At 73.5% G+C, this 23,400-nt stretch carries 17 protein-coding genes and 2 pseudogenes; 9 read left to right on the forward strand and 10 right to left on the reverse strand.

The window, feature by feature from the left end:
- Positions 1 to 196 precede the first annotated feature (196 nt).
- On the reverse strand, positions 197 to 3,751 hold the full coding sequence (locus ACZ3YL_RS41250) for a hydantoinase B/oxoprolinase family protein (protein ID WP_465662876.1): 3,555 nt from the start codon (positions 3,749 to 3,751) through the stop codon (positions 197 to 199).
- Between the two features lie 148 nt (positions 3,752 to 3,899).
- On the opposite strand from ACZ3YL_RS41250, the gene ACZ3YL_RS41255 reads away from it, so the two are divergent.
- A complete protein-coding gene (locus ACZ3YL_RS41255) occupies positions 3,900 to 5,054 on the forward strand; it encodes a Rossmann-fold NAD(P)-binding domain-containing protein (RefSeq protein ID WP_465662878.1) in 1,155 nt (384 codons plus the stop codon).
- A 4-nt stretch (positions 5,055 to 5,058) separates the two neighbouring features.
- Here ACZ3YL_RS41255 and ACZ3YL_RS41260 read toward each other — a convergent pair whose 3' ends face one another.
- The 4 genes from ACZ3YL_RS41260 to ACZ3YL_RS41275 form a co-directional block, all read right to left on the reverse strand.
- Entirely contained in the window at positions 5,059 to 5,667 is a 609-nt protein-coding gene (locus ACZ3YL_RS41260) for a hypothetical protein (RefSeq protein WP_465662880.1), read from the reverse strand.
- A 57-nt stretch (positions 5,668 to 5,724) separates the two neighbouring features.
- Entirely contained in the window at positions 5,725 to 5,961 is a 237-nt protein-coding gene (locus ACZ3YL_RS41265; protein ID WP_465662882.1) for a hypothetical protein, read from the reverse strand.
- 182 nt (positions 5,962 to 6,143) lie between these two features.
- Positions 6,144 to 8,774, reverse strand: coding sequence for a cation-translocating P-type ATPase (locus ACZ3YL_RS41270; RefSeq protein ID WP_465662896.1), 2,631 nt, complete (start codon positions 8,772 to 8,774; stop codon positions 6,144 to 6,146).
- A 13-nt stretch (positions 8,775 to 8,787) separates the two neighbouring features.
- Positions 8,788 to 9,021 carry a DUF1918 domain-containing protein gene (locus tag ACZ3YL_RS41275; RefSeq protein ID WP_188309004.1) on the reverse strand — a complete coding sequence of 78 codons (234 nt, stop codon included), beginning with the start codon at positions 9,019 to 9,021 and terminating at the stop codon, positions 8,788 to 8,790.
- 309 nt (positions 9,022 to 9,330) lie between these two features.
- Here ACZ3YL_RS41275 and ACZ3YL_RS41280 point away from each other — a divergent pair, with 309 nt between their 5' ends.
- A complete protein-coding gene (locus ACZ3YL_RS41280) occupies positions 9,331 to 9,948 on the forward strand; it encodes an Rv1733c family protein (protein WP_465662883.1) in 618 nt (205 codons plus the stop codon).
- 81 nt (positions 9,949 to 10,029) lie between these two features.
- Here ACZ3YL_RS41280 and ACZ3YL_RS41285 read toward each other — a convergent pair whose 3' ends face one another.
- Complete coding sequence (locus ACZ3YL_RS41285) at positions 10,030 to 10,326, reverse strand: cation efflux transmembrane domain-containing protein (RefSeq protein WP_465662898.1); 297 nt, start codon at positions 10,324 to 10,326, stop codon at positions 10,030 to 10,032.
- A 47-nt stretch (positions 10,327 to 10,373) separates the two neighbouring features.
- Here ACZ3YL_RS41285 and ACZ3YL_RS41290 point away from each other — a divergent pair, with 47 nt between their 5' ends.
- The 4 genes from ACZ3YL_RS41290 to ACZ3YL_RS41305 all read left to right on the forward strand — a co-directional run bounded on the left by ACZ3YL_RS41290 (position 10,374) and on the right by ACZ3YL_RS41305 (position 16,243).
- A complete protein-coding gene (locus ACZ3YL_RS41290; RefSeq protein WP_465662884.1) occupies positions 10,374 to 11,249 on the forward strand; it encodes a hypothetical protein in 876 nt (291 codons plus the stop codon).
- A gap of 574 nt (positions 11,250 to 11,823) precedes the next feature.
- Complete coding sequence (locus ACZ3YL_RS41295) at positions 11,824 to 12,363, forward strand: TetR/AcrR family transcriptional regulator (protein ID WP_188309006.1); 540 nt, start codon at positions 11,824 to 11,826, stop codon at positions 12,361 to 12,363.
- 479 nt (positions 12,364 to 12,842) lie between these two features.
- Positions 12,843 to 14,258 carry a flavin monoamine oxidase family protein gene (locus ACZ3YL_RS41300; protein WP_465662885.1) on the forward strand — a complete coding sequence of 472 codons (1,416 nt, stop codon included), beginning with the start codon at positions 12,843 to 12,845 and terminating at the stop codon, positions 14,256 to 14,258.
- Positions 14,259 to 14,623: 365 nt separating this feature from the next.
- Positions 14,624 to 16,243 (forward strand): serine/threonine-protein kinase, encoded by a 1,620-nt coding sequence (locus ACZ3YL_RS41305; RefSeq protein WP_465662887.1) that lies wholly within the window; start codon positions 14,624 to 14,626, stop codon positions 16,241 to 16,243.
- Between the two features lie 54 nt (positions 16,244 to 16,297).
- On the opposite strand, the pseudogene ACZ3YL_RS41310 reads toward ACZ3YL_RS41305, so the two are convergent.
- The 4 genes and pseudogenes from ACZ3YL_RS41310 to ACZ3YL_RS41325 all read right to left on the reverse strand — a co-directional run.
- Positions 16,298 to 16,810 (reverse strand): annotated as a pseudogene (locus ACZ3YL_RS41310) (FAD-dependent oxidoreductase); the annotation flags it as partial.
- Positions 16,729 to 18,162 (reverse strand): annotated as a pseudogene (locus tag ACZ3YL_RS41315) (APC family permease). The pseudogenes ACZ3YL_RS41310 and ACZ3YL_RS41315, both read right to left, overlap by 82 nt.
- A 116-nt stretch (positions 18,163 to 18,278) precedes the next feature.
- Positions 18,279 to 19,580: a flavin monoamine oxidase family protein gene (locus ACZ3YL_RS41320; RefSeq protein ID WP_465662889.1), complete on the reverse strand. Its 1,302-nt coding sequence runs from the start codon at positions 19,578 to 19,580 to the stop codon at positions 18,279 to 18,281.
- Between the two features lie 108 nt (positions 19,581 to 19,688).
- Complete coding sequence (locus ACZ3YL_RS41325; protein WP_188309011.1) at positions 19,689 to 21,101, reverse strand: MBL fold metallo-hydrolase RNA specificity domain-containing protein; 1,413 nt, start codon at positions 21,099 to 21,101, stop codon at positions 19,689 to 19,691.
- 160 nt (positions 21,102 to 21,261) lie between these two features.
- Between ACZ3YL_RS41325 and ACZ3YL_RS41330 the strand changes: the two genes are divergently transcribed.
- Genes ACZ3YL_RS41330 through ACZ3YL_RS41340 form a run of 3 tightly spaced genes read left to right on the forward strand, consistent with a single transcriptional unit; the run spans position 21,262 to position 23,318 of the window.
- Positions 21,262 to 21,957: a CBS domain-containing protein gene (locus ACZ3YL_RS41330; RefSeq protein ID WP_188309012.1), complete on the forward strand. Its 696-nt coding sequence runs from the start codon at positions 21,262 to 21,264 to the stop codon at positions 21,955 to 21,957.
- Positions 21,958 to 21,966: 9 nt separating this feature from the next.
- Entirely contained in the window at positions 21,967 to 22,569 is a 603-nt protein-coding gene (locus tag ACZ3YL_RS41335; protein WP_465662892.1) for a CBS domain-containing protein, read from the forward strand.
- A gap of 53 nt (positions 22,570 to 22,622) precedes the next feature.
- The gene (locus ACZ3YL_RS41340) at positions 22,623 to 23,318 is read left to right on the forward strand and encodes a universal stress protein (RefSeq protein WP_465662894.1); all 696 of its coding nucleotides are present in this window, start codon (positions 22,623 to 22,625) and stop codon (positions 23,316 to 23,318) included.
- Positions 23,319 to 23,400: the final 82 nt, after the last annotated feature.

Consider the following 23,400-nt stretch of genomic DNA (forward strand, 5'->3'; position numbering starts at 1 on the left):
GGTCGGCCACCGGGCTCCCGGGGCGACCGCCGTCGCGTCCGGCCGCCTTGCCGCTGCGCCGCCTTGCCGCCCTGGCCGGGATCGCCGCGGGCCGGATCCGCGGCCGGTGCTCCTCGCAACGGACGTGACGCGGTCGGTCCGCCGCTACCGGACGCCCCGGGCGGAGACGGCCGGTCACCCGTGTTCGGCGGCTCGGCTACGGGTTCCCGTAGCCGCCCCCGCCGGGTGTGCGGACCTCCAGGGCGTCTCCCGCCCCGACATCGGCGCTGCCGCAGCCGGGCAGGTCCTCGACGGTGCCGTCGGCGCGCAGGATCCGGTTGGCACCGAGGGCGCCGGGCGAGCCGCCGGCCAGGCCGTACGGCGGGACCCTGCGGTGGCTGGAGAGCAGGCTGACCGTCACCGGTTCGCGGAAGCGCAGTCGGCGCAGTGCGCCGTCGCCGCCGTGCCAGTGGCCGGCGCCGCCGCTGCCGGGGCGGACGGCGAACTCCTCGACCAGGACGGGCAGGCGCCACTCCAGGACCTCGGGGTCGGTGAGGCGGGAGTTGGTCATGTGGGTCTGGACGGCGTCGGCGCCGTGGAACCCGGGACCGGCGCCGGAGCCGGAGGCGATGGTCTCGTAGTACTGGTGGTGCTCGTTGCCGAAGCTGAGGTTGTTCATGGTGCCCGAGCCCTCGGCCTGGACGGCGAGGGCTCCGTACAGCGCGCCGGTGATGGCCTGCGACGTCTCGACGTTTCCCGCGGCGACGGCGGCGGGGTACTCCGGCGCCAGCATCGAGCCGGGCGGGACGACGATCCGCAGGGGGCGCAGGCAGCCGTCGTTGAGGGGGATGTCGTCCTCGACGAGGGTGCGGAAGACGTACAGGACGGCGGCGGTGACCACGGCGGAGGGTGCGTTGAGATTGGTCCCGAGCTGTGGGGAGGTGCCGGTGAAGTCGATCGTGGCGCTGCGTTCGTCGCGGTCCACCCTGACCTCGACGGCGATCACGGCACCGGAGTCGGTCTCGTAGCGGCAGCTGCCGCCGACCAGGCCGTCGATGACGCGGCGCACCGCCTGTTCGGCGTTGTCCTGGACGTGCCGCATGTAGGCCTGGACGACATCGAGGCCGAAGTGGTCGATCATTGCGCCGACCTCGTCGACGCCCTTCCGGTTGGCCGCGATCTGGGCGCGCAGGTCGGCGAGATTGGTGTCCGGGTCGCGCGACGGGTACCGCGCCTCGGTGAGCAGCCGGACGGTCTCCTCCTCGCGCAGCCGCCCGTCCACCACCAGGGGCCAGTTGTCGAAGAGCACGCCCTCCTCCTCGATCTCGCGGCTGGCGGCGGGCATCGATCCGGGGGTGATGCCGCCGATCTCGGCGTGGTGGCCACGGGAGGCGACGAAGAACAGGACGTCCTTCCCGGCCGGATCGAAGACCGGGGTGACCACGGTGATGTCGGGCAGGTGGGTGCCGCCGTGGTAGGGGTCGTTGACCGCGTAGGTGTCGCCGGGGCGCAGCTGCCGGCCGCGGCGGCGGATCACCTCCTTGACGGTGGTTCCCATCGAGCCGAGGTGGACCGGGATGTGCGGGGCGTTGGCGACCAGGTTGCCGTCCGGGTCGAAGAGGGCGCAGGAGAAGTCCAGCCGCTCCTTGATGTTGACCGACTGGGCGGTGGACTCCAGCCGGGCGCCCATCTGTTGGGCGATCGCCATGAAGAGGTTGTTGAAGACCTCCAGCAGGACGGGGTCGGAGGCGGTGGTGACGGCCTCCTCGGTACCCGCCTCGACGTGCTCGACGAGGAGGTGCCCGGCTTCGGTGACCGTCGCCTGCCAGCCCTCGTCCACCACGGTGGTGGCATTGGCCTCGGCGATGACCGCAGGGCCGGTCACGGTGTCCGTGGGGCGCATGGACTCCCTCTCCAGCAAGGGGACTTGGCGTCGCTCTCCGCCGGTGTACAGCTCGACGGTGGTGGGCTCCGCAGGCTCCTCGGGGGCGGGGGAGAGGGCGTCGAGTTCCGGCCGCTCGGTGAGGCCGGTGCCCTCGACGGTGAGGGCCTCGATCACCAGCGGGCGGTCCATCAGGAAGGAGTAGGTGGCCCGGTGCCGTTCCTCGAACTCCGCGCGCATGTCGGCCGGTGCGCCCAGCGGGACGTCGATCGCGGTGTCGGTGCCCTGGTAGCGCAGCCTGGCCCGGTGGGTGAGCCGGATCCGTTCCTCCGGGACGCCCTGGTCGAGGAGCCGGCCGCCGGCCGCCGCCGCCAGTTCCCCGGCGAGCGCCCGCACGGCGGCCACGTCGTCCGCTGCGAGCGGCAGTTCGACGGCGTGCTCGAGCAGGACGGTGGTGTCGGCCAGACCGATGCCGAGGGCGGAGAGGACTCCGGCCATCGGTGGGACGAGCACCGTGCGGATGCCCAGTGCCCGGGCCACGGGGCAGGCGACCTGGCCGCCCGCGCCGCCGAAGGTGGTCAGCGCGTAGCGGGTGACGTCGTGGCCCTGTTGGACGGAGATGCGCTTGATCGCGTTGGCGATGCTGCCCACGGAGATCCGCAGGAAGCCCTCGGCGACCTCCTCGGCCGTGCGGTCGCCGATCTCGGCGGCCAGTTCCGCGAACCGGCGCTTCGTCAGGTCGGTGTCGAGCGGCTGATCGCCGCCCGGCCCGAACACGCGCGGGAAGTGCCCGGCCTGGATCCGGCCGAGCAGCAGGTTGGCGTCGGTCACGGTGAGCGGTCCACCGTTGCGGTAGCAGGCGGGGCCGGGGTCGGCGCCGGCCGAGTCCGGGCCGACCCGCAGGCGTTCGCCGTCGAAGCGCAGGACGGAGCCGCCTCCCGCCGCGACGGTCCGGATGGCCAGCATCGGCGCCCGCAGCCTTACCCCGGCGACCTGAGTGGTCACCACCCGCTCGTACTCGCCGGCGTAGTGCGACACATCCGTCGAGGTGCCGCCCATGTCGAAGCCGATCACCCGTCGGTGGCCGGCGAGCTCCGACAACCGCACCATGCCGACGATGCCGCCGGCCGGACCGGAGAGGACCGCGTCCTTGCCGCGGAAGTGCCCGGCCTCGGCCAGTCCGCCGTTGGACTGCATGAACATCAGCCGGACACCGGCCAGTTCGTCCGCCACCTGCCGGACGTAGCGGCGCAGGCCGGGGTTGAGGTAGGCATCCACCACGGCGGTGTCCCCGCGCGGCACCAGCTTCATCAGCGGGCTCACCTCACTGGACAACGACACCTGGTCGAAGCCGAGTCGCCCGGCCAGCCGCTCGATCTCCCGTTCGTGCGCGGGGTGCAGGTAGCTGTGCAGGCAGACCACGGCGAGCGAGCGGATCCCGTCGGCCAGGCAGTTGCGGAGCTCCTCGGCGAGCCGGCCGAGGTCGGGCGGACGCAGTACTTCCCCGTCGGCGGTGATCCGCTCGTCCACCTCGACCACCCGGGCGTACAGCGGTTCGGGCAGCGTGATCTCGCGGGCGAAGATCCGCGGCCGGTTCTGGTACCCGATGCGCAGAGCGTCCGCGAAACCGCGGGTGATGCACAGTGCGGTCGGCTCCCCGGTGCGCTCCAGCAGGGCGTTGGTGGCCACCGTGGTGCCCATCCGGACCGATTCGATGTCTGCTCCCGGGGGGAGCAGGGCCCGGATCCCGGACACGACGGGGTCCTCGTGGCGGGCTGGGCCGCGTGAGAGCAGCTTGTGGGTCAGCAGCCGACCGTCCGGGGCCAGCGCGACCACATCGGTGAACGTTCCGCCCCGGTCCACCCAGAACTGCCAGCCCCTGGAGGTCATGACCGGCTCCCTCCGCCGTACCGCGCGGCGCCCGGGTGTGAGTGACCCTGGGCCCGGGGCCCTGCGCACGAGTATCCGACCGGACGAAGTCGATGAGCAAACGGACATACTGGGCATGGTGGCCGACCGGGGGACGATGGAGGCGGCGATGAGGACCATGACGGCAGGGGTGCTCCGCGAGACCGCGCCGGGCGAACGGCGGGTGGCCCTGGTGCCCGAGCTGGTGCCGGCCGCCGAGCGCCTGGGCGCGACCGTCCTGGTCGAGCCCGGCGCCGGTGCCCTGGCCGGTCACCACGACGCCGACTACCGGATCGCAGGCGCCGCCGTGGTCGGCCGGGCCGAACTGCTGCGCCGCGCGGACGTACTGCTGGGCATCCACCCGCCGAACGTCGACTCCGTCCGCGAGCTTCGCCCCGGCCAGGTACTGGCCGTGTTGGTGCGCCCGCACCGGATCCCTTACCTGGTCCGGCGGTGGGCCGACCGCGGGGTGACGGTCATCGGCCTCGATCTGGCGCCGGACCTGCCCGCCGCCTACCCGCTCGACGCCGAGGCCTCCCAGGGCCGGGCGGCCGGCTACCGGGCGGTCCTGCTGGCCGCCACCCGCCTGGACCGCTGCCTGCCGCCCTGGGGCACCGCGGACGGGCTGCTCGAGCCGGTCCGGGTGCTGGTGGTGGGTGCCGGCCACGCGGGCCTGCAGGCGGCGGACACCGCCCGCCGCCTGGGCGCACCGGTCAGTGCCGTCGAACTGCGCCACCGCGAGCGGGCGGCGGTCGTTGCCTTGGGGGCCGAACTGCTGGACCTGCCCGGACTCCACCCGGTGGCGGGCGAACGGGAGCTGTGGGACGCCCTCGGTCGTGAACGCCCGGCCTGGACGGCGGGCCTCGCCGAGGCCGTCACCCGCCACGACGTGGTCGTCATGGCCCTCGCCCCGCCCGGCCGGACGCCCCCGGTGCTGCTCCATACGACCGTGGTGGGGCGGATGCGGCCCGGCTCGGTGCTGGTGGACCTGGCGGCCGGCCCGGAGGGCGGCACGGTGGAGGGCGTCCGGTCGGACACCACCACGCCGGTCGGCGACGGGGTGACGGTCATCGGTGCCGGGGAGCTCGCCGCCCAGGTGCCCACGACCGCCTCGCTCGCGTACGCCCACAACGCCCTGGCACTGCTGGACCGCCTGATCCGGGGAGGGGAGCCGGCGGACGATCCGGTGCTCGGGCCGATGCTGGTGACCGACCGGGGCATGGTCCGGCACGAGCCGACCAGGAGGTTCCTGCGGGAGGTGATCGCCGTCGCCGGGCTGCCGTAGCGCCTCAGACCGCAGCGTGCGCGAACAGCCCCGCGTACCGGGCTATCGCCCCCGCGTGGTCGGCGCACTGCCGGTAGCAGCAGGACAGCAGCACCAGGTCGGCAGCGTCGACCGGGTCCGCCTCCTCCGCGCGTAGCAGGAGTTCGTACAGCAGCCGTTGCCGCTGACCGATGTCGTGTGACTCGGTGAGAACGTCCGCGATGCTCCCCGGCACCCCGGACTCCAGCACGTCGGCCGCCCGGGAGACCGAGTCCAGGGCCGAGTCGGCGACTCCGCGTAGCGGGGCCAGTAGCGGCTCGTCGAACGGATCCCGCTCCCGGCGCGCCCAGGCCGCCTCCAGCAGCCGCTGCGCCAGCTGCCCGAGGGCCTCAGCCCCGCACCCGACGTGGACGCCCGCCACGACCCCGGCGCGGCCGCCGAGCGTGCCGGCGGCGTCCTCCTCGATCCGGGACCGCAGTTCGGCGAGGGCCCTCTCTGCGGCCGGGACGCCGTCGCCGCCCGCCGGTCCGGTCAGTGCGGCCGTCGCACCGCAGAGCGCAGCGTGCGCCAGCCGCACCAAGCCTGCCAGCTCTCCGACCAGGGCGCGGTACCCGCCGCCTGCGCCGTCAGCCATCGCCTGTACTCCCGTCTTCCGGCCCCTCGATCAGTGTCTCCCCGTCGCCGCGGGCCGTCACGGTCGCGGCGGCTGCAGGGGGCTGCGGGCGTCCTCCACCTCGGCCAGCAGGGCGAGGTGGTCCCGGTACTCCGACCGGTCGATCAGCCCGGCCCGCAGGGCGGCGGTGATCAGCTCCTCGGCCTCCTCCCAGGTGACCGTGGGGCGGGGAGCGGGGCACCCCGGGCTGCTGCTGCGGGGCGGCCCGGGGTGCCGGGCGGCGATGCGCCCGAGAGTCCTGATCAGTGCTGCCATCTTGCGGATGTCATGGCTCCTCCTCGGTCCTGCTGCGGCAGGATCCTGTTCCCACGCTAGGCGGGCCCGGTGCCGGCCACGAGGGCCGACCGGCCCAGGGCCCGGGGCCCGGCGTACCCACCTGCGCCGCCCGGCCGGCGGCCGGTGCCGGGCCCGGCGGGCCCTCGGCCTCGCGCGCCGCGTCAGATCCCCTGCTTGCGGAGCCGGGCCGCGACGAACCCGACGAGCCCGGCGACGACGGGTGCGGCGAGGTCGCTCCAGGACAGCGGAACGGTGTCCAGCACGTCGCGCAGGAACGGAAGGTAGAGGGCGGCCGCCCCGAGCGCGGCCGAGGCGAGCACGGCCAGCGGGAGGAAGAGGTTGGCACGGGTCAGCAGGCGTTCACGCAGGCCCAGTACCACGCCGAGCTGGGCGGCCAGCAGGGCGAGGAACAGGACGCTCTGCCAAGGGCGTTCGCCGCCGTGGGCCCAGAGTGCCGCGCCGAGCGACGCGGCCGCGGCCACCACGCCCAGCAGCAGCACCCGCTGCCAGACCCCGGCGCCCAGGATGTGCTGGCGCGGCGGTCGCGGGGGGCGCGCCATCGCACCGGGTGAGAGCGGTTCCGCGCCCATGGCGACGCCGGTGAGGCCGTGGGTGAGCAGGTTGATCCACAGGATCTGGCCCGCCCGCAGCGGCAGTGCCAGGCCGAACAGCGGGCCGGCCAGCATGACCAGGATCTCGGCCGCTCCGCCGGCCAGCCCGTACACCAGGAAGCGGCGGATGTTGTCGTAGACCCGGCGGCCCTCCGCCACCGCACCGACCACGGTGGCGAGTTCGTCGTCGGCGAGGACCAGGTCGGCGGCCTGCCGGGCGACTTCGGTGCCGCGGCGGCCCATCGCCACGCCGATGTCCGCCTGCCGCAGGGCGGGGCCGTCGTTGACGCCGTCGCCGGTCATCGCGGTGACGGCGCCGCGGGCCCGCCAGGCCTGGATGATGTCGAGCTTCTGCCGGGGATCGGTGCGGGCGAACACCCGTACCTGGGTCGGGTCGCCGATCCCGGCCGGCCCCTGTCCGCTGACCACGGCCTCCGGCCCGGCGGACGCTTCCAGCAGTCCGACCCGCACGGCCAGGGCCCGGGCGGTGGCCGGATGGTCTCCGGTGACCAGCACGGGCAGGATGCCGGCCCGGCGGCAGGCGGCCAGGGTGGCGGCCGCGGAGGGCTTGGGCGGGTCGGCGAGTGCGGCCAGGCCAAGGAGCCGCAGTCCGTGCTCGGCCTCCTCTGGCGGGTCCGGGAGGTGGTCGAGGTGCCGCTCGGCCACGGCGAGCACCCGGTAGCCCTCCGTGGCGAGAGCGGCGGCCGCCTTCCGGGCACGCTCCACCAGCTCCGGGGGCCCGTCCAGTACCGCAGGGGCGAGGACGGCCTCCGGCGCACCCTCGAGGCAGGCCAGCAGTCCGCCTTCGGCGGTGCGGTGTACGGTGGTCATCCGTTTGCGGAGGCTGTCGAACGGCACCTCGGCGGTGCGGGGCCAGGCCTCCTGAAGCTGTCCGTGGTTCAAACCGGCTTTGCCGGCGGCCGTCAGCAGGGCAGCCTCGGTGGGATCGCCGAGCGCTCCCCACTCGTCGTCGGCCTCCGTCGGCGGCCGCAGCACGGCGTCGTTGCACAACGCGGCGGCGGTGAGCAGGCTCCGCACCTCGTCCTCGGCGTCTCCGTCGAGCTCGATCCCGCCGGCCGGTCCGTATCCGTGACCGGTCACGCTGGCCGGTCCGTATCCGTGACCGGTCACGCCGGCCGGTCCGTATCCGTGACCGGTCACGCCGGCCGGTCCGTATCCGTGACCGGTCACGACGGCCGTCGAGTGCGGCGTCCAGAGGCGCTCGACCACCATCCGGCCCTCGGTGAGGGTGCCGGTCTTGTCCGTCGCCAGCACCGAGACCGAGCCGAGCGTCTCCACGGCGGGCAGCCGCCGCACGACGGCATGCCGGGCGGCCATCCGGCGCGCGCCCAGGGCCAGCGCGAGCGTGACGACCGCGGGCAGCGACTCCGGCACGGCGGCGACCGCCAGGCTGATCGCCGTCACCCCCATCTCGCCGGGCGGCTGGTGCCGGAGCAGGCCGACGACGAAGACCACCGCGCACAACCCGACCGCCACGGCGGCCAGCACCCGTCCGAGCCCGGCCAGCCTTCGCTGGAGCGGGGTGGGTTCGGGCTGGGGCCGCAGCAGCGCGGCGATCCGGCCCAGCGCGCTGTCCGCCCCGGTGGCGGTGACCACGGCGAGTGCCCGGCCGCGCAGCACGACCGTCCCCGCCCGGACCGTCTCGTCCTCCGGTACAGCGGCTCCGACCGCCTTGGCCACCGGCAGGGACTCGCCGGTCAACATCGACTCGTCGAGCAGGAGGGCCGCCGAGTCGACCAGCCTCGCGTCGGCCGGGACGATGTCGCCCTCGGCGAGGGCCACTGCATCGCCCGGGACGATCCCGGTCGAGGGGACTCCGCGTTGCTCACCGTCGCGCAGCACCCGCGCGGCCGGCGCGGAGAGCCGGGACAGGGCGGCGACGGCGCTCTCCGCCCGGACCTCCTGGACCACTCCCACGGTCGTGTTGACCACGATCACCAGCGCGATGACCACCGCGTCCGGTTGGTCCCCGATCGCGAGGGTCAGGGCGACGGCCGCGAGCAGCACGGTGATCAGGGGATCGCGCAGCTGCGCGCCCACCCGGGACCACAGCGGCACCCGCCGGTCGGCGGCGACCTCGTTGGGGCCGTGCTCGGCGAGCCGCCGGGCGGCCTCGGCGGAGGTCAGCCCGGGCTCCGGGGCGTGGGTGGCGACGGTGATGGCCTTGGGCCCCTTAGTCCGCGAAGAGGTGCGGTTGGGAAGGGACCGTCTCGTCCGCGTGCCGGTAGTGGTGGATCCGGGCGTCCGGGCCGGGGAAGTACTCGGTCACCCGGCCGTCGTCGGACCAGCGCACGTCATACGGCGGGCTGCCGTCCGGGTGGTGCAGGCCGATGATCTCCCCGTCCCGCCGCACCGCGCCGGGACGGGTGCCTTGGACGATGATGCGGTCTCCCACGGCGGCTTCCATGCCGTTCTCCCTGGGTCGGTCCCGGGCCGGGGCATGCCCGGCCGTCCGTACTCCCATGGCACCACCGCGCGGCGGCTTCGGCAGGGGCCGGACGGCCCCTGGTTCCCGGTCCTGGTGGCCCCGGCGCCGGGGTCCCGAGTGGTGGATCCGGTCACGGAAGGCCGGGCCGGGACCAGCCGGGACCAGGGGCCCGGAACGGGTGGACCCTCGGGACCCGGCGGCGGGGCCGTCAGGCCCTCGGGGGAGCGGGGGCGGATCGGAAGACTGATGGACGGGAGCACCTGCCACCCCGGTACGAGGAGGCGCGAGATGTCCACCGCTGTCACCACCCCCAGACACCCGTCCTCGCACACGTCCCTGCGCCGGCACGTCCGCCGGGCGACCGGGCGGGACTACAGCCCGCTGTGCCGCCCGCTCGACCAGGCGTACAGCCGCCTGGTGGCCGGGCTGGCGGTGGCGATGCTGGCCACGCTGGTCGCGGCCGTGGTCGCGGCCCTGCTGGTCTACCGTGCGGAGACGCACACTGCGCAGCAGACCGCGCGGCACCGGCATGTCGTCACCGCCGTCACCACGGGTGCGGCGCTGTCGGGCACTTCACGTACCGGCGGTGTCCGGGAGTTCGCCCCGGTCAGCTGGACGTACCCCGTCGGGCCCGGCAGGGGGAGCGTGGCCGTGCCGGACGGGACTCTCGCCGGCACGCCCGTGCGGATCGATCTGAACGACGCCGGGGACCCGGTCGGCGGGCCGAAGCCGATCGACATGATCCTCACGGACACCCTCCTGGTCGGCTTCGGCACGGTGACCGTGCTCGGTTTCGGCGCGGAGGGCGCCTTCGCGTTGCGCCGCCGCGCGTTGGACCGGCGGGCGGAGAGGGACTGGGAGGCTGCCTGGGAGCTGGTGGAGCCGCGCTGGTCCGGGCGTCGGTGACGACGCGCGGGGCGCGCGGTGGGCCGGTGCCCGGCTGGTTCAGTGGTCGCCGAGGAAGATCTCGCGGACCTCGCGGGCGGCCTAGTAGACCAGCACGTAGCCGGCGGCGGGGTCGGCCCACCACCAGCCGAGGGTGCTGTTGAGGACCAGACCGAGCAGGACCGCCGTGGCGAGCAGGCCGTCGACCAGGGTGACCCGGCCCTCGGTCCTGAGGACGGGGTTGTCCAGGGCGGTGCCGGTGCGGGTCTTGCCGTAGGCGAGGGCGAACATCACGGCGGCGGTGACGGCGGTCCAGGCGATGCCGAGCGTGGAGTGGTGCGGGTGGAAGCCGCTGACCAGGACGGTCGTGGACTGCGCGAGCAGGTAGAGGCCGAGCAGTGCGAAGCCGGCTGGAGGGGTAGAACGGCGACGGCCGAGGAGGCGCCATGTCCATCGTCCACCCGCCGCGGGTGACCGCCGAAGCTCTGCTGGCCGACGGCACCACCGTCGAACTCCGCCCGCTCGGTCCGGGCGACCACCGCGCGGTGCTGGACCTGCACGCCGAGGGGATGTCGGAGGAGAGCCGCCGGATGCGGTTCTTCGGGGTGAGCCGCAACGCGCCGGCGCAGGCCGCCGACCGGCTGTGCGGGCCGCCCCGGGCGGGCCTGCTGGCGCTCGGCGCCTGGGTGGGGGAGGAGCTGATCGGGGAGGCGGACTGCGCCGGCAGGCCCGGTCTGCAGGGGAGCGGCGGGCAGGCCGCCGCCGTCAGCGGGCCCGGGGGACTGAAGGTACTCGCCCCCGGCGGAGGCGGCGGAGGCGGCGGAGGCGGCGGAGCCAGTGGCCACGGCTCCGCCAGCAGCGTCGGCCATGACGGCACAGCCGGCAGCCCCGCCGGTCAGGGCGGCGGGACCGGTGGAGCAGCACGCTTCGTCCAGGCCACCGGCGGCGGGCAGGGCACTGAACCGATCTGCGCGGCCACCGCCGCCGGCGTGAACGCCGCCCCGACCGTCTACCCCGGCACCGCGGGCGGCCCCGTCGGCGGAGGCAGCCAGGCCGGCGGCACCGGCGGGACCGTCACCCTGCCCGTAGCCGTGACCGGGGCCTGCCCCGCCGGCGTCGGCGGGGGCGGTGGAGGCGGTGGCAATGGCGGCAGGCTGGGACGGCGGCCCGGCCAGAACGGCACGAACGGGACCGACGGCGCAGGCGGCTGCGTCCATCGTCGCGACCCCGTGAAGCAGCACGGTGCGGCGTGGGCCCATCGGCGTTCTGGGACGGGGCGCGGACGGGAACGCCCGGACGGCGTCGGCGGCCACGGACGGTGACTTCGCCCGTACGCCTCGCCGTCGATCGCGTGCGGTCCCCGAGCCGCCCGCGTGAAGGGCCCGCGAGGCGCCCGTGGCACCTTCGCTCCGCCGCAGCACCCTGCTGCACGGCCGCCGGCCCGTGCCCCTCCGCGGTCCCCGGTGCTGCCACCGGGGACCGTTGCCGTACCCGCGCTGCCGTCTCGCCGTCCGGCTGCATCCTGCGGTGGTGCCCAGTCCGTTGAGCGGGCGCCTTCGGTGCGTCTGACGCTCCGGCAGGAGGCGCGCCTGCGCGCGGGTCTTCCGTCCGCTGAGGGCGGGAGACCCGCCGGGGCGGCAGGCAGTCCGCGTCGTCGTGTGGTCCGATTCCTCGCTCCTCGGGTGCGGCACGGTGATCGGGCCGGGTTCGGGCTCGATGGGAGGACGCCCCGGTTGGCCGGGTGTTTCGGCATGGCGCGGGTTCCCTCGGTCGGTGGGACGGGACTCGACGCCGGTCCCAGGCCCGCGGCTCTCTTCAGTACAATGAGGGGTGATACTACAGAGAATACATTGAGGCATCAATGTATCAACAGAAGCATTGGGGGCTGGCTCGGCGATGCGTACCGATGCGACCGAGGTCCTGGACTCGGCGATCCCCGTCCTGGCCAAGGACCGGGCGGCGTCCATGCAGGCCATCGCCAAGCGGGCGGGCATCAGTCGGGCGACCCTGGTGCGGCTCTTCCCCACCCGCCAGGACCTGGTTCAGGCGATGGCCGGGAAGATCCTCGACGACTGCGACCAGGCCCTGTCCCGGGCCGAGGCCGACACTGCTCCCGTGGAAGACGTGCTCGCCGCCCTGGTCGCCGAGTATCCGCCGTTCGCCCAGCTGTGGAACCTCGTCTACGTCGAGCCCGACGTCCTGGGCGTGCCCGAGGCCAGTCGGCGGGCCGACTCGGTCTTCGGGCGGACCGTGGAGCTCTTCAAGCGCGGCCAGAACGCCGGGCTGCTGCGCAACGACATGCCGGCGACCTGGCTGGCCTCGACCTTCTGCGGCCTGTCCGAGACCGCCTGGGAGCTGACCCTCGAAGGTTCCATGGGGTCCCGCCAGGCCCCGGACTTCATCACGGCGATCCTGCTCCAGGGCGCGGCCGCCTGACCGTGCGTCCGAGGCGCCGGTCTCGGGCTCTCACGCCTCGGCGGCAGGAGCGGGCGGCGGCGCCGGCTCGACCGGCGCGCCCCGGCAGCACGACCTGGATCGCCGAGAGTGCTGATCGTCTCGGCCTGCCAATGCCCGGAAGTGCGCCTCGGATGCCGAGATGAGCGTCACTTGTGGGCGTCACCCGGGACGAGTTTCCGCCTCGCTGGAGGCCTCTAATGCCTCTATTGACACATTGATGTTTCAAAGTATTCTTTGCTGTATCGGCCCCACTTGCCGGCGGGGCGGGTTGCCGCAGGTCGGCATCCCAGCGGCGTACGCCGGTTGGGAGGACGACAGGGCGGGAGGCCGTCCCCGACCGGAGGGGCCCTTCGAAGCCTGCGAGGCTTCCTCACCCGCGGGCGGGCCGATGGACGCGACGGAGCGTTCGGCGACATCCTCGTCCCGGCCCGTGTCAGAACGCAGATCGGTTGACGGCTATGACGATGCATCGACGGCACTTCCTACGGAGCGCAGGCCTGGGCCTGCCCAGTCTCGCCCTGCTCGCTTCCCTCTCCGCCTGCGACGACAACGGCGACAACGGGGGAAACGGCGAGGAGAGCGGGATGCCGGGCCCGTCCGGGCGTAAGAAGGTGATCGTCGTCGGCGCCGGGATCAGTGGTCTCGCCGCCGCGCGTGATCTGGCCGACAGGGGCCACGAGGTGTCGGTGCTCGAAGCGCGCGACCGGATCGGCGGGCGGATCTGGACCAGCCAGAAGTGGGCCGGCGCCCCGCTCGATCTCGGCGCGTCGTGGATCCACGGTATCGACGGCAATCCGATCACCGATCTGGCACAGAAGGCCGGTGCGAAGACGGTGGTGACCGACCTCGAAAGCGCCACCGACTACCTCGCCACCGGCCACGAGATCGAGGGCGCCCAGGCCCAGGCGCTCGATCGCTGGCGCAAGGCCGCCGCCAACGCACTGTCCGCCTTCCAGAAGAAGGATGACGATGATGCCTCGGTCCGCAGCGTCGTACAGGACGCGGTGGGCTGGTCCAAGCTCTCGGACTCCGACAAGGCGCTGGTGTCCTTCGCGCTGAACGACTACGAGCACGAGTACTCGGGCAGCGCTGACCAGATGTCGGCCCTGTACTTCGACGACGACGCCAGGATCAAGGGCAAGGACGTGCTGTTTCCGGGCGGCTACGGGCAGATCAGCGACTACCTGGCCAAGGGGCTCTCCGTGCAGACCGGGCAGGTGGTTCAGCAGATCGACTGGAACTCCGGCGGGGTGACGGTCACCACCGTCAAGGGCGCCTTCCAGGCCGACCACGTCGTGGTCACCCTGCCGCTGGGCGTCCTGCAGAGCGGGGCGGTGAAGTTCGGCCCCGGCCTGCCGAAGGACAAGACCACCGCCATCGGCAAGCTCGGCTCGGGTGTCCTCAACAAGTGCTACCTGCGCTTCCCCAAGGTGTTCTGGGCGGACACAGACTGGCTGGAGTACGTGCCGGACGTGGGCAAGTACGGGCAGTGGGCGCAGTGGATCAACATCGCCCGGCCCACCGGCCAGCCGGTGCTGCTCGGCTTCAACGCTGGCGACGTCGGCCGCACCATCGAGGGCTGGAGCGACGCCCAGATCGTCGACAGTGCCATGAGCACCCTGAAGACGATCTACGGCGGCAACATTCCCCAGCCGACGGACTACCAGATCACGCGCTGGGCCTCCGACCCGTACGCATGCGGCTCGTACTCGTTCACCAAGCTCGGTGCCACGTCCGACATGCGCAACCAGCTCGCCGCCGGCGTGGACGGCCGGGTGCACTTCGCCGGAGAGGCGACGGACCGCAAGGACTACGCCACCGTCCACGGCGCCTACCGGTCGGGTCTTCGCGCGGCCAGGGAGATCACCGGCTGACACCGCCGCGTGACCGAACCCCGGGTCGTTCTCCCCTCGTGCGGGCGACGGGGGACGACCCGGGAGCCGTCCACCAGGACCCCGTCGGTCGCCCTGCGGCCTGCGGGATGGCAGCCCCCTTCGGCGCGTACCCCCGAACGCGCCGACGGGGGCGTCCGGCGGTCACCCTGCGGCCGGCCCGAAGGCGCCCTCATGAGCGGCCCCGGCACTCCGGGTGACCGGTCGAACGGGTCCGACCCAGGACGGTGATCGCGGCCGCACACGATCCGGTGCGGTTCCGGCCACCGGCGTGCACCCGGGGCTCCGCAGCATGCCGCCCCTGCCACCGCGTCCCCGTCCCCACCGCACCACCTGCTGGAGCCCTCATGACCACGCAGCCCTTCAGTGCCTCCTCCTCGGCCTTCGAGGCACTCGCCCCCGATGACCCCGGCGAGGTCGGGGGTTACCGCCTCCGCGCGCGGCTCGGTGCGGGCGGGATGGGCCGCGTCTACCTCGCGTACACCCCCGGTGGGCGTCCGGTCGCGCTCAAGGTGGTCCGGCCCGAGCTCGCGGAGGACGCCGAGTTCCGGCACCGGTTCGCCCAGGAGGTCGCCAGCGCCCGCCGGATCCACGGTCTCTACACCGCCCAGGTCGTCGACGCCGGCGTCGACGCCGCCTCCCCCTGGCTGGCCACCACGTTCGTGCCCGGTCCCTCCCTCCAGCAGGTCGTCCGGCGCCACGGTCCGCTGCCGGAGCGCACGGTCCTGCTGCTGCTCGCCGGCATCGCCGAGGCCCTGCAGGCGATCCACGCGGCGGGCGTCGTCCACCGCGACCTCAAGCCCGGCAACGTCCTGGTGGCCGCGGACGGGCCGCGCGTCATCGACTTCGGCATCGCAAGAGCCGCCGACGCCAGCCCGCTCACCGGCACGGGCCTGCTCATCGGCTCGCCGGGCTACATGGCCCCCGAGCAGGCCCTCGGACAGCCCGCCACCGCGGCCACCGACGTCTTCGCCCTGGGGGCCCTGATCGCGTACATCGGCTCCGGCGCACCGCCCTTCGGGGACGGGCCCGAGCCCACCACCCTCTACCGGGCGGTCCACGAGGAACCCGACCTCTCCCGCCTGCCGTACGGACTGCACGAACTGGTCCGGTACTGCCTGGCCAAGAACCCCGGGGACCGGCCGGGCACGGGTTGGCTGATCGAGGCCGTCCGCCACCACCCCGCAACCGGCGGCGAACTCCGTTTCTCCGACGGCTGGTTGCCCCCAGGGGTAAGCGGCGAGCTGCACCGCCACACCGACCTGCCGACCGCACCCGCCCCGCCCGTCACCGTTCTCGACCGGGTACCGGCCCCGCCCGCACCCGCCCCGCCCATCCCCGTTCCCGCCCACGGGGGGACCGCTTCCGGCAGCGGACGCAGGGTCGAGGCCACCACACGCCGGGGCGCCCGCGCCGCCGTCGTGACGGTGGCCACCCTCCTCCTCGGCGCCGCGGCGGCCTACGTCCTGCTCGACTACACCGACTACTTCGACGATTCCGCCGAGCAGAACACCGGCAGGCAGAACACGGCCGCCGCCCTCCTGCCGTCCGCCACACCCGTCCCGCCCGCCTCCTCACACGAGGCCGGGGTCCCCGGCTACACCACCGTCTACACCGACCTCGAACTCACCTCGCCCGACCGGGACCACGAGTTCGACCTCAAGGCCGGGAAGGTCACCCAGGATGCCAGCGCCTGGTACCTGGCCCGTCAGGCCGGCGCCTTCTACATCCAGGAGGACGGCGACGCATACGTCCCGCCGGCCGGTCCCTTCACCCTCATCGACTGCCTCAAGGGCATCGAAACGCAGCCCACCTCCGCCCTGCCGTTCACCACACTGCGTGCCGATCGCAGCTTCTGCGTCCGCGCCTCGGGCGGCCAGGATGTCGCCGTCGTCCGTACGCTCGCCACCGCCACGACCGACGGCCCGGTGAGAGTCTCCATCACTTACTACCGGCGCTCGGCCTGATCGATCCGCCCCTCGGTCCCCCAGTCGAAGCGACGGGGGCAAGGCAGCCCGGGCGCCGGTCCTCGCGCCGCCCTCCGTGAAGCCCTGGAAGCCGTCGGAGGTGTGTTCGCCGGCGGAGTGCAGTCGGCCCTGGGCCGTCCCCTCGTGGCCGGTGTGGGTGGTGAGGTGGCTCACCGGCCAGTAGGAGTAGACCCTGTGGGTGTACGGGTCGAGGTGCCAGGCGGACAGAGTGGCCCGGCCGTTCCACGCCGCCGCGGTGCCCGGCCAGCGCTGGTCCATCCGGCCGAGGTAGCCGCGGACGAGGCCCGCCGGGTCCGGCGTGGAGGCGTTCGTGAAGGCCCGGGGCGGAGTGAGCGAGGAGGCGGGCGTACCGCCGCCGTACTGGACCGGGATGCCGTAGGTGCCGCGCCCGGCCGCAGGTGACGTCCCAGGCCTGCTGGAACGGCAGGTCGGAGCAACGGGTCGGCCTGAGCCTCGGTGCTGGGCTACGCCGCTGTGTCCGCGAGGCGGCGGCGCCTGGCCAACGGGAGGTAGAGCAGCGCGCAGGAGCCGACGGCGACGAGGCAGTAGGTCACCGCCCTGGCACCGTTCTCCACGTACTGCTGCCACGTGGCCCACGCGCAGACGCCGGTCAGGCTCAGGGTCACGAAGGACAGGCCGATGGCCCCGCCGGGGACGTGGTAGGGGCGTTCCAGGTCGGGTTCGCGCACCCGCAGAGCGATGAGTGCGGCGACTTCGAGCAGGAGCGTGATGTTGGCGAGGAAGACGTCCGCGATGATCAGGCTGGTGAAGCTGCTCAGGCAGAACAGGGCGTAGATCGCGGAGGAGCCGATGAGGGAGACGACCGGGACCCGGTGGCGGGCGGTCCTCCTCGCCACCCAGGCCGGGAAGTAGCCGTCCTGCGCCAGGACGAAGGGCACCCGGGCGCTGGAGGTGAGGAGCGCGGAGAACATCGCGCCGGCGGCGATCATGCCGCCGACCGTCACGGCGGTGCGCAGCCACGGTCCGCCCAGGGCTCCGGCCACGTCCGAGAAGGAGCCGCTGTGTCAGGTCTTCCAGCCGGCCGGGCCGTCCGGCCCGAGCGTGAGCGAGGCGAGCGCGGGGAGCAGGTAGCCGGCCGTGATGACCACCAACGAGACGGCGAGGGCGCGCGGCAGGTGCCTGCGCGGGTTGTCCATCTCGCCAGTGAAGGCCGATACGTCGTCCCAGCCCCCGTAGTTCCACATGGCGAGGAAGAGCCCGGCGCCGAAGGCGCTCGCCACCGACTGGTCGGGGCGACCGGTCAGCTGTGCGACGGGGCTGGTGCCGTCGCCGAGCAGGTGCGCGAAACCACCGATGCTCAGCAGCAGCAGCGGGGTGAGGCAGAGGACCGCGAGCACGACGGAGGTACGGCCGACCCTGGCCGTGCCCGTCAGATTGAGCAGGACGCAGGCCGTGATGACGGCGAGGCAGACGCACCAGTGCACGTCGAACCGGAGGTGGCCCGCGGTGAACAGCACATGGTCGCCCGGTGCGGCCCAGGCGACCATGGACTGGAGGTAGTTGGTGAACAGGACCGGATAGACCGCCAGGTCCACGAAGCCGCCCAACCAGCTGAGCATGCCCTGCTGGAAGGCCCAGAAGCGCCCCAGCCCGCGCCGCACCCAATGGTAGTAGCCGCCGTCGACGGGCATCGCGGTGCCGAGTTCGGCACAGACCATCGCATGCGGAACGCCGTACACGAGGGGGGTGACCAGGAGTAGCAGCAGACCCGTGCCGGGCCCGGCGGTGGAGAACAGGCCTTCGATGCCGTAGGCCCCGCCGGAGACGCTGAAGAAGATGAGCGCGATTAGGGGCGCGAGTTTCACGGTCCTGGCGGGGGAGGGGGACTGCGCAGTCGGAGCGGTTGCTGTGGTCACGGCGGTGACGTTCGGTGGCATTCTTACCTTGATCCGGCAGGCGGCGGGCAGCGAGTCGGGTGATTATCTCCACGGAACAGGGAGGTGGCACATCCGGTTGGCGTCGCCAACCGCCCTGTGCCGATGGTCGCGGAGAGTCACAGGGGAAGTCCGTGGTCGGCGGTGGCCAAGGGCTCAGCCGGTGACCTCCTTGGCCGCGCGGACATCCGACAGATAGGCGCCGTGGACGGTCGCGAAGGACTGGCGGCTGGTCGCCTCGCCTGCGAAGTGCACCCGGCCGTCCACGGCGGCGGCGAGCCGGTCGCGCAGGTCGGGGGTGGAGCCGAGGCTGTTGAAGGAGTACGAGCCCAGTGCGTACGGGTCGGAGGCCCAGCGGGTGATCTGGAACTCGGTCGGTGCGGGGGACGTCGTTGCCGTAGATGGTCTTCAGGCTGGTCATGGCGCTGTCGACGATCTGGTTGTCGCTCCAGCTCTCGGTGGTGCGGCCGAAGTCGGCGGCGTTGAAACCGAGCAGCACGGGCTGCCCGGTGGGGCAGGCGACGTTGATCCACTGCGCCCACTGGCCCGTCGTGGTCCGGGGCGGGCACGTACATCAGCCAGTCGGTCTCCGCCCAGAACACCTTCGGGAAGCGCAGGTAGCACTTGTCGAGCACGCCCACGCCGAGCCTGCCGATCGCGGTCTGCCTGTCCTCGGGCAGGCCGGGGCCGAAGGTGACCGCGCCGCTTTGCAGGACGCCCAGGGGCAGCGTGACCACCACGTGGTCGGCCTGGAGGGTCCCCCTGTCGGTGGTGACGGTCACGCCGTCGGAGGTCCAGTCGATCCGCTTGACGACCTGCCCGGTCTGCACCGTCAGGTCCTTGGCGAGGTGGTCGGTGACGGAGCCGTAGCCGTCGGGGAACAGCACGTCCTTGCCCTTGATCCTGGCGTCGTCGTCGAAGTACAGGCCGGACATCCGGTCGACGCTGCCCGCGTAATCGTGCTCGTAGTCGTTCAGCGCGAAGGCCACCAGGGCCTTGTCGGAGTCGGTGAGGTTCGACCATCCGAGGGCCTTCTGGACGATGTCGCGCACCGCGGCGTCCTGGTTGTCGTCGCCCTGGAACGTCGAAAGAGCCTTCGCGGTGTCCTGCTGCCGGCGCTGCAGCGCCTGCGTCTGGGCATCGGAGAACTCCTGTCCGTCGGACGCGTAGTCGGTGGCGCTCTCGGGGTCGGTCACCACGCTCCTCGCGCCGGCCTGCTTCGCCAGGTCGGTGATCGGGTTGCCGTCGACGTCGTGGATCCACGACGCACCCAGGTCGAGCGGCACCCCGGCCCACTTCTGGCTGGTCCAGACCCGCCCGCCGATCCGCTCGCGGGCTTCGAGTACCGACACGTCCTGCCCCTTGTCGGCCAGGTACCGCGCGGTCCCCAGAGCACTGATCCCGGCACCGACGACCACCACCTTCCGGCGCCCGGACGAGCGCGGCGGGCTGTTCTCCGTTCCGCCGTCGTATGGGCCACCGGCGCGGTCCAAGAGGCCGCTGACCGGCCACCAGGTACCCGGCGCCGATCAGCGGACGAGCACCCGTTCGCCCGAGCGGGGCACCACGGCCGTCCAGCCGAGTTCGCGGTCGATCCGGTCGCGCAGCGCCTGCGAGCCCTCCGGTTCGCCGTGCACGAGGTAGACGGCGCTGGGCGGTGGGGCATGCCGCAGCCAGTCGATGATCTCGCCGGCGTCGGCGTGCGCGGAGAAGGCGGGGACGTTGACGACCTCGGCGCGCACCGGGACGTAGCTGCCGTACATCTTGAGCGCGCGGGCGCCGTCCACCAGGTCCCGGGCGCGGGTGCCCTCGGCGGCGTAGCCGACCACGACGACGGTGTTGCGGGCGTCGGGCAGCAGGCGGGCGAGATGGTGGACGACGCGGCCGCCGGTGGCCATGCCGGAGGCGGAGACGATGACGGCCGGGCCGTGGGCGTGGTCCAGGGCGAGTGACTCCTGGAGCGAGCGGATCAGGGTGAACGGCTCGGGATCCAGCGCGGTCGGGCCCTCGGCGAGGACGTCCGGGCGCAGCTGGTCGGAGCCGGCCGCGAAGGCCTCCCGGTAGATCTGCAGGGTGGCCAGCGCCATCGGGCTGTCCACGTACACCGGGACGTGGGCGGAAAGGCGGCCGGCCTTGCGCAGCTCGGTCAGCTGGTGCAGGACGACCTCGGTGCGGTCGACGGCGAAGGACGGGATGACGACGGTCCCGCCGCGGGCCAGGGTGCGCTCCAGGGCCGCGGCAAACCATTCGCGGGCGGCCGTCTCCTCGTGGTGGCGGTGGCCGTAGGTGGACTCCATGAGCAGGACGTCGGCGCCGGTGAAGGGTTCGGGCGGGCGCAGCAGCGGATGGACGGGGCGGCCGAGGTCGCCGCTGGCGGCGATGGTGTGGCCGTCTTCGAGCGTGAGGTGGGCCCAGGCGGAGCCGAGGATGTGTCCGGCGCGGTGCAGCCGGAGCACGATGCCGGTGGTGATCTCGATGTCGGTGTCCAACGGGACGGGGTCGAACATCCGCAGGGCGTTCTCGACGTCCTTGTCGTCGTAGAGCGGCTGGGCCGGCCGGTGTTTGGACCAGCCGTGCTCGTTGGCGTGGTCCGCCTCCTCCCGCTGCAGGTGGGCGCTGTCGCGCAGGATCAGCTCGGCGATCCGGGCAGTGTCGGGGGTGGTGAGGATCGGGCCGCGGAAGCCGTCCCGGACGAGGCGCGGCAGGTAGCCGCAGTGGTCCAGGTGGGCGTGGGTGAGCACCACGGCCCGTACGTCGGCCGGGTCGAGCGGCAGCGGGCGCCGGTTGCGGCGGCGCAGCTCGGCCAGGCCCTGGAACAGGCCGCAGTCGATCATCAGACGGGCGTGGTCGGTCTCGACCAGGAACTTGCTGCCGGTGACGGTGCCCACGCCACCGAGGAAGGTGAGCAGGCCGGGCCGGGGTGTGTGGGCTTCCGTGGTCATGGCCGCCTCCAGAGAGGTACGGATCCTCCCATGCTCCCGCCGTACGGTCGCGCTGTCCTGGGCCGGATCGGCCCTGTCCGCGGGGACCGTACGGCCCTGTCCGGCGGCGGCCGGTGCGGCGGAGAGTGAAGGCGGGACCACCCGAGGAGGAGTGAGGACGATGCAGCACCGCAGCGTCAATGACGTGATGACCCGTGAGGTCGTCACCGCCCGGCCCGACACGCCGTTCAAGGAGATCGCGGCGCTGTTCCACCGCAACGACATCACCGCGATCCCGGTGATCGACGACCAGCGCCGACCGCTCGGCATGGTCTCGGAGGCCGACCTGCTTCGCAAGGAGGCCGTTCTGCCGGACCCGGAGGGCCGCTTCCCGGGCCGCTGGCTGGACGCGAGCGACCGCGCCCGCGCCGAGGCCGAGACCGCCGGCGGGCTGATGACCAGTCCCGCCGTCACCGCCCGCCCCGGCTGGTCGGTGCCGGAGGCCGCTCGGGCCATGGACAAACACAAGGTCAAGCGCCTGCCCGTGATCGACGAGATCGGCCGCCTGGTCGGCATCGTGAGCCGCCGCGACCTGCTCCAGGTCTTCCTGCGACACGACGCGGCCATCCGGGAGGAGATCACCCACGATGTCCTCGGCCAGACCCTCTGGCTCGCCCCCGGTGATGTCCAGGTGGCGGTGCACGACGGTGTGGTCACGCTCAAGGGCAGGCTTCCGCGCCGCAGCCTGGTCCCGATCGCCGAACAGCTCTGCCGCGCCGTGGACGGCGTGGTCGCCGTCCACCACACCCTCGACTGGACCGAGGACGACACCGATCCGGCCGTGGAACGCCCCCGCGCCTACCGCGCCGCTTCGTAGGAGGCCACGATGACCCGCACACCGAGCACGGTCGCCGACGTCATGACCCACGCCGTGGTCGCCGTCGGCCGCGACGCGGACTTCCGTGAGGTCGCGGAGACCCTGCAGCGCTGGCAGGTCAGCGCGCTTCCCGTGCTGACCGGCGACGGTCGGGTGATCGGGGTGGTCTCCGAGGCCGACCTGCTCACCGCCCGTGACCGCGACGGCGAGCGCGCCGACGCCCTGACGGCCGGGCGGATGATGTCCGTCCCGGCGGTCACCGTGCACCCGGGCAGCCCGCTCGGCGAGGCCGCCCGGGCGATGGCCTGCGGCCACCTCAAGCGGCTCCCGGTCGTGGACGAGGAGGACTACCTGGTCGGCATCGTCAGCCGGGGCGACCTGTTGAAGGTCTACCTCGGCGACGACCGGGAACTCGCCGACCGCGTCCGCCTCGAACTGGTCGCCACCCTCGGCCCCGCCGCTGCGGTGGACACCGACGTCCGCTCCGAGAACGGCCGGATCACCCTGAGCGGCGGCCTGCCGGACACGGTCTCCGTGCCTGTCCTGGAGTGCCTGGTGTGCTCCGTGCCCGGGGTGGTCGGCGTGGAGCTGCGGCTCGCCGCCCCGGCCTGACGGGGGCTGGGCGGCGCTGGGGCTCGCCGCAGTCGACGGTTCGCCGGAGAGCCTTGCCGCCGCCCGGGTGGGCCGCTGACGAGACGGTCCGGCGCGGTGCCCGGCTGCGGCTGGTGTGCGCCTGGCCCCGGCCGCAGCACGCGGCGCCCGGACTGCCCGGTGTGAGCGAGGCGCGCGGCCGGGTGCTCGGCATGCTCGCAGACACCGCGGCCTGGCTGCGGGCCGACCATCTGGCCTCGGCGGTCGACGCCGCCCTGCTGGACGGGCACGCACCGGCCGGGATCACGGCCGCGGCGGATTCGGCCGAACTGCTGGTGATCGGTTCCTCCGCGTCGCACCGCCCGCTCGGTTCGGTGGGGCTCGCCGTCGCGGCCCGCGCGGTCTGTCCCGTCGTCCTGGTCCGGGCTTCGCCGGGTTCGACGGGGCCGCCCCGGGAGGTGGTGGCGGGTGTCGACGCCCACGACCCCGCCGAGGCCGCCCTCGTCTTCGCCCGGCGGGCCGCCGCGGTCCGGGGCGTCCGGCTGCGGGTCGTCCACGCCTGGACGCCGAACCGGCCGCTGCTGTCCGCCGCCGAGCCGGCAGGGGTCGCCGCAACGGAGGAGAGCGCACTCGGCGACGTCCGCGACGGCGGCCGGCTCCGGCACCGCCGACCTGCTCGTACTCGGCCGCACCGGGCACCGCCTGGGCCCGGTCACCGGGCGGTGATCCACCGCGCCTGGTGTCCGGTCGTCGTCGTCCCGCGCGGCTGACCCGGTGCGCCCGGTCGCGCGGACGCGCAGAATCGGTGGTGTCACCGACCGCGCACACCGGGAGCAGGCCATGGACACGCCC

Source organism: Kitasatospora sp. NPDC023176 (assembly GCF_055560495.1).